We start from the raw sequence: 13,365 nt of genomic DNA on the forward strand, positions 1-13,365 counted from the left end.
TTCCTTAGTCAGGCCTTCTTTGACGGTTCGCTTGTCTTCTTCGTTAGGTCATTGATGAAACGTTCAAGGCGTCGGAAATCCTCTTCAGCGTTACATGTATCCAGGTTGTATTCCTCGATCATATCGAGAAACCTTTGTTGGCGATCTTGTCTTGTACGGTTTAGAGGCCTCATTCGCGATTGTTGAACAAACTTAAGCTTTCATCCAAAGGTATTTTTGTGTTCTGCGCTGTTTTGTTTGGGTATCGGGCTCTGGATAACCTCCGGTTAAGGTATTAATACTGATTATATTTACATTAATTAAGTGTGGTAAGTTATTGTAAATAAATAAAATGGTTAGCCGGGCTTTTCATCGGCGTTGTTTTGTACTGCCTTAGAGAATGCGGCAGTTCTGTGCTCGTTACCTCGAACAAGGGAACCAGCGGTATAGCTCCCCTGCTCCTCTAAATACGTGGCCATAGGCATCGAGGAAGGGTATCGCGCAGAATATAAGCTAAGCTGTAACCGAACGTTTTCAGCGTTTATCCAGGCTTGTAAAAGGAATGCATAAGGTGGAAAAGCCCGCTGACTTGGCTTCCCTATGGGGCACATTTGAACTGGATACCAGTCAAACTATAAGGTGGCATTTGGGTCCATTGGATCTATCTATCCAGCGATTTGCTCATGAATGGCAAATCCGCACTCAATCCAAAAATATAGAGCCGGATGCTGAGATCCCTTTTCATGTTGAGCCGGATGCTCTTCCGCTTGGTGATGAGAGCCATCTAGACCGGTGCGTCTGTTGTACCACATCGAATGGGGTTCGAGTGCTGCCTGCCTTGGCTGATCGGCCTATCGTTGCACGGCCATCCACGACAATACATATACCTAGCGGTGAACACGTCTCCTTGTATATAAGTTCGCCCGTCTGGGTCTGTATTGATGTCGAGGCGCTTTCCGATTGGTTGTTAGAGCTGCCTATACTTCGCCCATCTGACACATGGTTTGGCCCGTCTACGCGTGAAGGCGAGATGTGTTATGCCGCTCGCACTGCTGCGCGTCTTTGTAAAGAAGATATTCCCAAGCGCTCACATCGGGCGGTTACTCCTCTCACGATTCACAATAAAGGTGATAAAACACTGATATTGGAGCGTCTAAAGCTTCCCGTTCCGTACTTGTCTTTATTTTTCTCCGCAGATGGCTGGCTGTGGACTGAAGACGTGACCATCGTCTGTAAACAGGATATGGAATCTGCAGAAATACTTATTGGAACAGGTGCCCCTGCCTGTTCTGAACATGCACCTTTACTGAGGGAGCCGAGGGTCCGGGTGGATACCGGAATTCTCGTGCGTACCCTCGGCACTATTTTCGGCTAACAGGAGTGGTAAGGTGATTGAGACGTTATGGCCCGGTATATCTGAATGGCTCTTTGGGGAAAAAGCCTTTGGTGTGGTGCGTGCGTTAATACTGGTTGTAGCCGGACTTGTCCTTGGCAAGCTTACCAGTGCTTCCGTCACTAGGCTGGCCAGCCGCCAGCTCAGTCAACATCACCTCATCCTGTTGCGACGGCTGGTTTTTTATACCATCGCGGGATTATTTGTTGTTTCGGCTTTACGAGAGCTGGGATTTAAACTGAGCGTTCTGTTGGGGGCCGCAGGTATCTTAACCGTTGCCGTGGGCGTTGCATCTCAAACTTCAGCGTCAAATATTATTAGTGGATTGTTTTTGCTTGGAGAGCGTCCCTTCTCTGTTGGTGATGTCATCAAGATTGGTGCCACGACAGGAGAAGTGATATCGATAGACCTGTTATCGGTTAAATTGCGTACCTTTGACAATCTGTTTGTTCGGATACCAAACGAAACATTGATCAAATCGGAAGTGACCACATTGACGAAATATCCCATTCGGCGTTTGGATTTGCCTGTCGGTGTTGCATATAGAGAAGATATTACCCGCGTAAATGAGGTGTTATTGCGCATCGCTGACAACAACATGCTGAGCTTGGATGAACCCGCCCCCATGGTGTATTTCAAAGGTTTTGGTGAGTCGTCTATCGATTTGCAGTTATCTGTGTGGGTCAGCCGTAAGAACTTTTTGGAGTTAAAAAACGGTATTCAGCTAGAGATAAAAGAAGCTTTTGATAAGGAAGGCATTGAAATTCCGTTCCCTCACCGCACGCTTTATACCGGTAGTCAAACGGATCCCTTGCCAATCAAGCTATCTTCGGACGATAAAAATAGTCCTCTGTGACCGACGTATCAGCATGTAACCATAAAAGTGGATTGCCCGTAGCACCCATCTACCGTTCGAGAGTATAGATGATATCTCCACCACTGCTTTTTGTGTCAGTGGTGGTTTCAACACTCCAGTTACGACTGAGTCGGTAGCGAATAAGAAAAGCGTTGGCCGATTCCAACAGCCCCACGCCGTATTTCACATACAGTCGGGGGGTAAGGTATTTGCCTATATAAAGGGAAGTCCCGCCAAGCGCGTCCTTACTCTCAAGTCCCAATTCATCCACCTGCAGAACGTCGGAAAGGTTTTCAGCGATAAGATTGCCCTGCTTCATCGTCAGCAAGGCCGCAGCTTTTAACAGCAGCTCTTGCTCTGATGTGGTGCTGCCAGACCCCGGTGGGCGGCCGAACATCAAATAGGAAAGCTGACTGCTTTCAGGCATGTCTGGATCAGAAAATAACGCGAACCGTGGCTCATTCAACGTTCCACTTACATTGGCACCGACCGCCACATCATCAACCTGGCTTGACAGCCTCAGGTCTAGTCCGGGATTATTCACGGGGCCACCACTGTACAGTAGGCTGCCACGGTTAATGTTTAGATCCTGACCGTACAATCGATACTTGCCGGTGGCGACCTGAATACCACCGGTTGCCCTTACTGCTCGCTGCCCATCGTCCTCAATCTGAATGCTGCCCAATAGTCGCCCCCTAAATCCGTACATATCGAGTTCGACATTGTCGCCTAAGGTTATGCGAAGATTCGTATCCATAACGTAGCGGCTTGCTTGGCGAGTGGCCGTGCCTGATGCAGATGCGTCATGGATAACGACATCTGGTGATACTGGCGCCGTTGCCTTAGCCCGCGCTTGCGCGATTTTGGCATTGGGTACGTTGATTATCCCGCGTAAAGAGATTCGTTCTGCTGACAGCTCAACGGTCATGGTTGGCGAAAGCCGTGCCTGGATATCCTGTGTGGCAATTGCCTGAAAGTTTTGCCCATCAAGTGAAAGTTCGGCTTGGCTGGTAAAGGGATCAAGCCACCCGTTTAGCTCAGCTGTTCCGCCATCTGATTGAAGCGTTCCGTTCAACTTTAACCGACTACTGTTTGGTAGACTGGACAGGTCCAGATTCATTGCTTCCCATTTCGTACCAAGTGCCGGAAACTCTGTACTGCCATCAATTAACTTAACGTGACCTAAAACAAGTGGCGTATCGAGGCTGCCTCGTACGCGTAGCGATGCTTCGATTTTGCCGGTGATTTCCTGGAGATCGGGAGCAAACAAGGATATAAAGCGTAAATCGTTCAGGTCCAAATCCAGCGCCCCGTCCAGAGCCCTGGTGTGGTAAAGGTCATCAATAGTCAGCCGGGCCTGCGCCTTTCCCTCAGGCTGTCGCAGGGATAAACGAATATCTGTGTGCAGTTGGTCACCCTGCCCGCTTACAACGGCCGTTACATCCTCCATGCTGACGCGCCATCCATCTTGTTCGGAGCCCAACTCAGCGTTATTTGCCCGTAATGAAGCACGTAATTCGGGCGGCTTGTTCAACGGTTTACGGTAAGTGGCTGTACCTTGAAGCGTACCGTCTATCTGAATCTCTTCGGGTAGCCAGGGGCTGGCTAAGTCAAGTGGCAAACCCTTACTGTCGAATGTTGCTCGGGCTCCTTCGGATGACGCCCAGTTCCCAGACAGGCAAAGAGTATCTCCCTGTAGTTGAGGGTTATCCCAGCAGGCCGGATCAACGTTCACATACGTGCGACTGGCGCGTACCGCAACCGGGCGTCGCAGCTGCCATACGTTTCGTTTGGTATGGAGATCGGCGCGGCTCAGGAATCCGGACCATTTATCCTTTTCCCACTGCCCATTAGCGCGAAGTGCAATTTCCGCCGTGCCCTTGTTCAGCTCCAGCGTCAAAGCATGTTGGGCTGGTGTGCCCTGACCCGCCATTTTGATCTGTTGCCACCGTTGCCCGCCCGTGCTTACCTGTGTTGCTAGCAGGTTTATTCTGGATTGTCGCTGACCGCTCAGGTCAACATCCAGATCCGTGCTGAGCGTGCCGATCAGGGTGTTTTCAAATTCAAGCTCATCACCCTGCAGTGTCGCCAGAAGCGTTGGTTGTTCTCGTGGACCCTGCACTGTGCCGTTACCGGTAAGACCACCTTGGGCACCAGGCAACAGTGTGTTCACGTTGGGAGCATTCAGAGACCAGACCAAATTGACCTTTTTTCCCACTTCGCCCTTGGCCCTAAGATCGATGCCTGCCAGCGTCATAGTCAGTTCCGGGATCAGCAGGTCCTGTCCGCTGAGGGCGAATCTGGCGTGACCTTTGACAGGGTGTTCGCGTATCGAGCCCGTCAGAGAGTTGATTGTTGTCAGTAGTTGTAGTGCTTGTCCTGTTTCTTTGGTCCCCGCGCTTGATGCCTGGAAGGCTATTTGTCCGGGCCAGTCTGCCCAGGCAACTCCTGGATTCAATGCTTCCCCTTCCAATTGCAGTTGCCATCTCACTGCGGGAACCCAGTGTACGGAACCGCGCACACGTGCCAGTCCATCTAGGGTTCTCCCCTGTAACGAAAAATCATGAAGTCCTTGTGTATTGCCTCGAGTGGATAGTTCCCATGCGCCCGACGGGATCATGCCACCGACGAGGGAATACTGCATTTTGAGCAGATAGTCTTGCAGAGTACCTGTAACCGTAAACTGGCCATCTGATTTGGTAGAGGTACGGCTCCCCTGCAATGGGTAGCGCAGATTCTTCCACGTTCCCTTCAGGGAAAATTCGGGTCCGGCTTGTGGCCAATTGATATCCCCCAGCAAGTCTAAAGTGGCGTTGGTGTGCTGCTGGGTCAGGAGAAGTTCATGGAGTCGCAGCGCGTCTGGAAACAGTGAAAGCCGGGCTTGAACTGTGCTGTCTCCGAGTTCAGGTAAGTTCACTTGCCAATTGCCAGTAAGTTCAGCCGTTTGCAGGTTGCCCGTAGCGGTCATGTCGCCGCGCAACGTATGTCCCTTGAACGGTTCATGGTGGTCACCAAGTGCAGCGTGCAGCTTTCTAATCCGAACCGTGCCCCTGGGGGGGGATTGCAGCAACTGCAATGACGCTGAGGCCTCGGCAGCAATAACGCCGGTCAATTGTTGTTCTATTTTCAGCTCAGCCAGGTTCCCTTCGATGGTGCCTTGGCCCTTGAGTACAGGATTATTGGGGAGGTGAAACACCCAATGCGTGTTTAGGGTCATAGGATAATGTCCACGCGTGTGAATCTGACCCTCCAGTTGCAGCTGGCCTGTTGGTGCCACAATGTCCAACTGATCCACTGTCCACGTGTGTTGTTCGCTGCGGAGCTGAATGTTTGCCTGGGATATCGTCAGCGCCTGTGGGTGCGCCTCCGCCTCCCCCGGACTGTGCAGCGATAAGTGAGTGATACTGAGCGAATCAATCTGCATCCCAAAGGGAAGTGCAATATCCGTTAAGGCGGGGGATGTTCTTGCAGAACTGTTTGAAGGCGATGCTTCCCAGGAGAGTTCAGGCTCAATCATCTCGATCGAGTGTATACGAAGCGTTCCCGACAACAATGCGCGTGGGTCCCAGTTCAGTGACAGCCGTTTAAGCGATATCTGAATACCAGGGTGGTGATAGCTTAAACCGTGAAGTGAAAATGAATCTAGCAACCGCCCTTCTATCTGTTGCACTTGCAGTTCGCCAGGTAACCAGCGTTGCCCGATCGTGATCATCTGTTGCAAACCTTTGCTGGATGTAACGATGTACAGCAACGCAGCCAAAATTAGCAACAGCAGGCTTACGGAAAGCAAGAGCCAAATCCGTCTCAGATATTTGAAGAGTGCAGCTGCAGTCACAAGTCCGCTCCCAGGCTGAAGTGCAGGTGTGCGCCTCGATCATCTCCATCCTGTGGCCATGCCAGGTCAATACGAACTGGCCCGATGGGGGAAAACCAGCGAACACCCGCTCCGATACCCGTGTGCAGATCCAGTTCTGTATCTTCAAATGCGTTACCGCTGTCAATAAAAGCCGCAATCCCCCAGTTTTTTGTCAGACGGTAGTCAAGTTCGACACTGCCAACCACCAGTTGCGGGCCGCCAATGACGGCGCCTGACTGGTCTTGAAGTCCAAGGCTTTGGAAATCGTAGCCGCGTACACTGTTGTCTCCGCCTGCGTAGAATCGTTGGGTGGCGGGTAGTGCATTGAAGTTGTCGATGAATGTTATACCCCCTTCCACCCGGCCTAGCACACGTAACTTATCATTGATGCTATACACGGCCTTGCCACTCACACGGGCCTGGATGAAGCTCTCATCGGCAAGCAGCGCCTGGTTAGCGCCCAGTAACTGCAGGGAGAGCCGGTAGCCATTTTTTACGTTTAAGTGATCTGTCGCGGAAACGGTATTAAAACTAATCTGTGGGATCAGAAATTCTGAGTCCTGCTCTGTGGTACTGAAGGTGAATGTTTCCTGCTGGTAATTGAGCGCTAAGATGCGCTGCCAGCGCCCCACCTGCTGTCGTGAGGCGATACCCAGAGTGTGGCGAAGGGCATTAACGCTGTCCGAGTTTTCATCACGTACGCCGACTGTACCCGTATAGAGGTCCTCCTGTGGTTTGGTGCCCGGGATTGCATACTCCGCTGACCATTCCGATAATGCTTCCGAAGCCATGATCTGGCTATTCAGCTTGTGACCTTGTGGATTTAACCAGCGCCAGGTTACGCCAAGCCGGGTACGCGCGCCGGTATTAGTCCCATATCCCAAGCCCGCCTGGTACCGGGTTCGCTTTTTAGCGTCCAGATCGACGAAGATGGGCACGGTGGCGTCATCGGCTTGATCCCACAAAGGCTGAACCTCAACCTGTTGGAAGTAATCACCGTCGATCAATGAAGATTGCAGCGCGATCAGCTTGCTGTTTTGGATGGGATCGCCGGACTCGAATGGCACATAACGCATGAGAAAGTCGTTTGCTAGCACACTGGGGGCGAAGATTACTTCCCCCACTACAAAGCGAGGGCCGCTATCCATGTGTAAAACAATGCTCGCCTGATACAGTGTCAGATCAACTTCCACCAGGTGCTGAATGAATGTTGCCTTGTAGTAGCCCCGTTCGGCCGCAAGAGAAAGAAGCAGTTGTTTCTGGTGCTCGTAATCGCTATGCAGCAGATCCGCCCCCAGGCGTAGTCGCGGATTGTTCAATAGCTGTAAAAATGCAGTATCGTCGCGTGCCTCGCCAACGATTTTCAGATCGAGCTTCATGATCGGTATGGCATCACCGGGCACGATCTCGTATTTCGCGATCCAATCCTGCCCGTCCTGAAGCAGGCTCAGTAGCACTTTGGGGCGGTACAGGCCAAACGGCTGCAAAGCTGTACGAATTTCCTTGTCTGCGGCTTTGTGTAAATAACGTAGGCGGCTACGGTTGGTTATTTCATGCCCCTCAAGTTTCTGGAGGCTAAGGAAGTTACGTATATTTTGTTCCTGTTCCTTGGTTACACCTTCGATTTCGATCGCGAGCGTCCCGGCGGTCAGGTTGATCGATACACCAGCCAGCAAAAATACGAGCGTAAGTAATGCTGAGCGTTTTAGCATCCTGCGTTTCCTGGGGGGAAGACTGATATCTAAAGTATCTACGTACCGATGTTACAATTGGGTCAGGAACAGTGCGGTCTTAGTTGGGTATTTAGCCAAGGTGCAACTTATCTGGGCAGATTGTTGCAGCGGATAAATACAAAACCGCTCAGACCAAAAAGTATACGTCATGCTTAATCGTCCAACGGCTTGATGCGAGGTTTCCTCTTACGCCTAGCACTGAGTGGCACAAGCTTTTTCATTGCGTCTAACTTGCCAAAACAGAGCAGTTTGTCGCCGCTTTCGAGGGCACGCGATACTTTGGGATTCGGAATAACTGTATCACCTCGATACAGGGTTAACACATTGATATCCTGTTCCGGTAATCCCGACTCAGAGATGGTTTTGCCAATAAAGTGGGATTCTGCTGGCACGTAAATTTCTGCCACACCGTAACCACGGCTAACGGTTAAGCGCTGCCGGATATCGATTTCGGGGAAATCTACCTGTGCGGCGATAAAATCAATTATGGCGCCTGCCACGTCCAATTGGGTGCAACGCTCGATACCCTCAAGCCCTGGAGACGAGTTTACCTCCATTATCTGGGGACCATCCGCCCCTTCCAGCATGTCTACACCTGCCACCTGTAGGCCCAAAATCTGGGCTGCACGCACTGCGGTTTCCTTGTAGTGATCATCAAGCTCAACAGGCTCTGCCACCCCGCCGCGGTGGACGTTACTGCGAAACTCCTGGCCTTGTGCTACACGGCGCATCGCCGCCACCACCCGATCGCCAACGACCAATGCACGGATATCCTTGCCTTTGCTTTCAGCCACAAATTTTTGTACCAGAACATTCTGTTTCTGACTTTGCAGTAACTCGATAATCGCTTCGGCTGATCGGGTGGACTCCGCCAAAAGCACACCGATGCCCTGTGTGCCTTCGATCAGTTTTATGATGACCGGTGCATTGCCGACGCGTTTGATTGCAGGCAATACGTCTTTTTTATCTCGTACGTAGTTAGTCTTGGGGATTCCGAGGTGGTGGCGACTGAGGATCTGCAAGCTTCTAAGCTTGTCCCGCGAATTTAGAATTCCGTGAGCGGTATTGGCGCAAAAGACATCCATCTCTTGAAACTGACGCACTACGGCTGTGCCATAGTAGGTGATAGACGCGCCTATACGCGGGAGCACAGCATCGTAATCACTGAGCTGCTTTTGATGGTAATAGAGATTCGGTGAACCGCGTTCGAGATCAATCGCGAACTTCAGCGTATTCAGCACTTTAACCGTGTGCCCTCGGGATTCTGCGGCTTCTTTTAGTCGCTTGGTGCTGTACAAATTGGGGCCACAAGACAAAATAGCAAGTTTCACAGGCTGTTCCCCCCTATTTGATCGCGTTAGGTCTGTTAAGTTTAGCAAAGGCTTTTCGCGCGGCTTGGACGTCTAAGCCAGCAGCGCCGGAAATAACGCCTACGTTGGCGTGTGCTCGAAGATTGCTTTGACTAATGCTGAATACGGGGCGGCTTTTAGAGAGCATCGCCTGAAGTCGGTGGAGGCTTCACTGGTGTTTGGTATGACCTCAGAGCCCTCTGTGGCAAAAAATGGCTGCATCAGAAGGCTGTACGAAAAGAGGATTTGTCTTTTGGGTTTGAGGTATTCGAATTTAATTTAACTCGATTCGCTTTTTACGAGTCTTTCCAGGCGGAATACGTGCTCATCGTGGTCTCCCAGCGCACGCAGTGATTCTGCCAGCTTCAGCAGGTATTCCGCGTTAGGTCCGCTAGGACCCGATGCCGTCGCAATCTGCCGGGCAATCGCTTCGTCCTTGTCTGGACCCAAATACGCCGCGTTGTCCTCTGATGCGATGTAAACCAGTCCATCCTTCTGGCTGCCGTCATCAAACGTCATCGGTGTAAAGAAACGCAGGTATCCATTTTTTTCCCGCACGTCCAGGTGATCGAACACCTCGGTAGATACCCGATAGGCAACCCCCTTGCAGTGGCTGCCTTCACACTCAATCAGTGTTACCACACGTCCTGGATGCTCATGCGTACCGCGATGGTCATGCGAGCCCTGCCAAAAACGCCGTTCCCAGTTTTGAATGCTGGCCGGGCGTGATTCCAGGTACTCAAAGTCCACTTTAAAAATCAGTGAGCCATAGCCAAACAGCCAAACCGTATCCAGGTGCTCCAATGGTTGGCGTTGGCGATTAAGTTCAACAGTATTAAATGACATAACAACACATTCTGTAATTCATTCGAAGCTAGTGAGGCTTGGGGGACAGACCGATCTGTATTTCACCAGTAAGCTGTGCTGCAGTAAGTTACCACGAATGGTGATTCGATACCGAAAGAACAACCCAGCAAAGTCACGCCTACCCCAGTAATTAGATAGATAGCAGGTTAAGCCGAACTTGAAAGTTTTGATGTGTGACTAAGAAATTGTTCGTAGGTGTAAATGTGGCGTTACATTAGAAAATCAGATGGTGAGTACGGAGTTTTCGTCTGGCTTATAGATGCCTTGGTGGCCTGGTGCGTAACCTGATTTAAATTGATTAGATAACTTCATGTATTTCAAACGCTTGTATCAATGAGCCTAATGCCGCAGCCCAATCCTTTGAGTAGATCTCAACCAGCGCTTGCAAGAAAGTGCTAACGTTCGTCCAGAAAGTACCAGTTGTATACATAGGTTTACACTAGCTTTAACTGTAGGAGGGAACAGTTGCCTCTTAGTGTGTCCGTCGTTATGTAATTCAAATATGCGGAGCCAGGTTATGAACCAGTCCAGCAGGTGGGCGAAAGTACTTCTTCTTTCAGCGTCCACCCTCCTCTTTCCAATGGAATCTTTCGCACGGAGTGATAATGCGTATGGCGCCAAAGCTCCTTTCGATATCAACGAGCTACCGCCAGGAATACTCAAACAGCAGTTAATGGACCTGCCGCCGGCAGCGCAAAAACGCGCGGTAGAATGGCTGCATCGATTTGAATTTCATGAGCACGATATCCCGGATATGCGTGTAGACCACGAAGGTGGTGTGTTCTATGAAGATCCCGCCTTTGAAGGGATTGATCCGGCACCGGAATCATCACCCGAACTGTCCGAAGTGACTCAGGCTGAAGCGTTTTCCTTGCACAGTAAGCCGGGTGCATCAAGGGTTGTTTATCTGGATATGGATGGCCATGTGGTGACCGGGACGATCTGGAATAGCAGCACTGATCCGCTGTATATGCGCCCGTATGACAGCAACGGTGACGAATCTAGCTTTACGCAGACTGAGCTGAACGAGATCGCTGAGACCTGGAAACGTGTGGCGGAGGATTTCGCACCGTACGACATAGACGTGACGACGGAGGAACCGTCGGCTTTCGGTCCGAATGTTGGTCATATTCTTGTGACCCGTAAGGCCGATGAAAACAACCGCAGCATTTACAACTGTAATTGTGGTGGGGTGGCCTATGTGGGGGTGTGGGGCAGAAGCAACTATACCTATTACCAACCTGCGCTGGTGTTTCTTGATGGTGTAGGTGGACCGCACAACATCTCCGAAGCGGCATCCCATGAGCTGGGGCACAACCTTAATCTGTCCCATGATGGTACGAGCACTGTGGGCTATTACAGTGGGCACGGCTCAGGGAATACCGATTGGGGGCCTATCATGGGCGTGGGGTACTACGCACAGGTCTCCCAGTGGAGTAAAGGCGAGTATGCCGACGCCAATAACACCCAGGATGACCTTCAGATCATCGCAGGCTATCTGAACTATCGTGCCGACGATCATGAGGACGTGAACTTTGCCAGCGCCACCCCATTGGTTATTACCGGCGGCACAGTCGTCAGTTCAACCAATCCGGTGAATGACCCTGCCAATGTGGATCCATCCAACAAAGGGATCATCGAAGACAGAAATGATGTCGATCTGTTCTTTATGGACGTGGGTGATGGCACGATCGACCTTGATGTTACTCCAGCCTGGGTTGCCAACTACGCGAGTCAAAGCCGTCGTGGTATGAATCTCGATGTACGCGCCGTGCTATATGACGAGTTTGGCTTTGAAGTGGCGCAGAGTGATGTTGCAGGAGATACCTATGCAGCGATCAATACCAGTGTCGCTGCCGGTCGCTATATCCTCTCTGTAGAGGGGGTCGGTGCGGGCGATCCGCTGACCAATGGATATACCGACTACGGTAGCCTCGGGCAGTACTTTATCTCCGGCACGGTACCGGAGGATCTGATATTCACCTCCCCACCTACGGCGCCGAATGATCTGATGGCGGTGCAGACCGGTGATGCGGATATCGCGCTGAGCTGGACGGATCCGGCCTCCCTGATCGAAAACAACGAGTCCGGTTACCGTGTATATCGTCAGATTGACGGTGGCAGTCTTGTGCTGATCGCTACGTTGCCTCGCGACAGCGCTAGCTATGCGGACAACAACCTGTCCTCCGGTGAGTATGTGTACCAGGTTGAAGCGTTCAACAGTGCAGGTAGTAACACATCGAATCTGACTGCACCAACTATGATCAGTGTACCGGTCGTCACCTATGCATCGTCTGAATCTAACATTGCGGGTTCGGTAGTCGTCGGCTCCTATCTGAATACGGTCGACGCTGGCGACTATGAGCGTATCGCTGAACAGCATCAGGGGGGTAAACCTCAGAACCGTGTAAGTCGTCTTGAGCACCGCTGGACGCTGTCGGGTATTCCTGCGGCAGCCACGCTGATCCTGGACGTTGATGCCAGTGCACCAGCGAACAGTGACGGTGACGACTTTACCCTCGCCTACTCCACAGACGGCAGTAACTACGTTCCGTTCGCAACGCTAATGAACGGTACCGGCCGTCAGGTGATGTCTGTCGAGCTGCCTTACGGCACCTATGGCACTGTCTATCTGCGTGTGACGGATACTGATCGTACCAAAGGAAACGGTCAGGCAGATTCCGTTGATATCTACCAGATACAGGTAACGTCATCCGGTGAAGCTGGCGATATGCCGCCAAGCGTTGTGATTACTGAACCGGCATCAAACATTGTGGTTGAACAAGGAGGCTTGGTGGTGTTCTCTGCTACTGCCAGTGATGACGAGGATGGTAGCTTGTCTGGCAATATAAGTTGGTCATCTAGTCTGGACCAGAGTTTGGGTCAGGGTGCGACCCTGCAGACGTCTAACCTTACGCTCGGCGTGCATCAGGTAACCGCTTCGGTAATCGATTCTGCAGGCAATGCCGGTAGTGCAGATGTCACCGTAACCGTCGACCCGGTTGGTGGTAGTATTCTGGCGGTCGATAGTGTGGCCCCGGGTAGTATACCTGCGGGTGGGACTACGTCTGTAACGATCAGTGGTGCCGGTTTTGTGGATGGCGCAAGCCTACTCTTCCTGAATGGCTCTGCTGGCACGCCTGCAGCGTCAAACGTTACGGTAGTCGACGGCAATACAATGACCGCGGATGTTTACGTGAAATCCGGTGGCCCCCGCCGCAATAGAACTTGGGATGTGGTTGTGACCAATCCTGATTCTTCAAGCGCGACCTGTAGTGGTTGTTTGATCGTAACGCCGTAAACCTCTGTTGAGCTGTCCTCGCAGCACAATG

At 51.5% G+C, this 13,365-nt stretch carries 7 protein-coding genes and 1 pseudogene; 3 read left to right on the forward strand and 5 right to left on the reverse strand.

All coding sequences use genetic code 11. From position 1 onward, the window contains the following. Positions 1-550: 550 nt before the first annotated feature. On the forward strand, positions 551-1,354 hold the full coding sequence (locus QKW35_RS15785) for a hypothetical protein (RefSeq protein ID WP_282354592.1): 804 nt from the start codon (positions 551-553) through the stop codon (positions 1,352-1,354). Positions 1,355-1,367: 13 nt separating this feature from the next. Then, entirely contained in the window at positions 1,368-2,228 is an 861-nt protein-coding gene (locus tag QKW35_RS15790) for a mechanosensitive ion channel family protein (RefSeq protein ID WP_282354594.1), read from the forward strand. A gap of 49 nt (positions 2,229-2,277) precedes the next feature. Here QKW35_RS15790 and QKW35_RS15795 read toward each other — a convergent pair whose 3' ends face one another. The 5 genes and pseudogenes from QKW35_RS15795 to QKW35_RS15815 form a co-directional block, all read right to left on the reverse strand. Further along, complete coding sequence (locus QKW35_RS15795; protein ID WP_282354596.1) at positions 2,278-6,063, reverse strand: translocation/assembly module TamB domain-containing protein; 3,786 nt, start codon at positions 6,061-6,063, stop codon at positions 2,278-2,280. Then, the gene (locus QKW35_RS15800; protein ID WP_282354598.1) at positions 6,060-7,796 is read right to left on the reverse strand and encodes an autotransporter assembly complex protein TamA; all 1,737 of its coding nucleotides are present in this window, start codon (positions 7,794-7,796) and stop codon (positions 6,060-6,062) included. Before QKW35_RS15800 ends, QKW35_RS15795 begins: the two co-directional genes overlap by 4 nt. A 173-nt stretch (positions 7,797-7,969) precedes the next feature. After that, complete coding sequence (locus tag QKW35_RS15805; RefSeq protein ID WP_425608010.1) at positions 7,970-8,224, reverse strand: cation:proton antiporter regulatory subunit; 255 nt, start codon at positions 8,222-8,224, stop codon at positions 7,970-7,972. Next, positions 8,225-9,148 (reverse strand): annotated as a pseudogene (locus QKW35_RS15810) (ATP-grasp domain-containing protein); the annotation flags it as partial. It lies immediately after the preceding gene. Between the two features lie 297 nt (positions 9,149-9,445). After that, positions 9,446-10,012, reverse strand: coding sequence for a gamma-glutamylcyclotransferase (locus tag QKW35_RS15815; RefSeq protein ID WP_282354600.1), 567 nt, complete (start codon positions 10,010-10,012; stop codon positions 9,446-9,448). A gap of 538 nt (positions 10,013-10,550) precedes the next feature. Here QKW35_RS15815 and QKW35_RS15820 point away from each other — a divergent pair. Next, on the forward strand, positions 10,551-13,334 hold the full coding sequence (locus tag QKW35_RS15820) for a zinc metalloprotease (RefSeq protein ID WP_282354602.1): 2,784 nt from the start codon (positions 10,551-10,553) through the stop codon (positions 13,332-13,334). Positions 13,335-13,365: the final 31 nt, after the last annotated feature.

The organism is Pontibacterium granulatum, from assembly GCF_029961155.1.
In the GTDB taxonomy this organism is placed as follows: domain Bacteria; phylum Pseudomonadota; class Gammaproteobacteria; order Pseudomonadales; family Balneatricaceae; genus Pontibacterium; species Pontibacterium granulatum.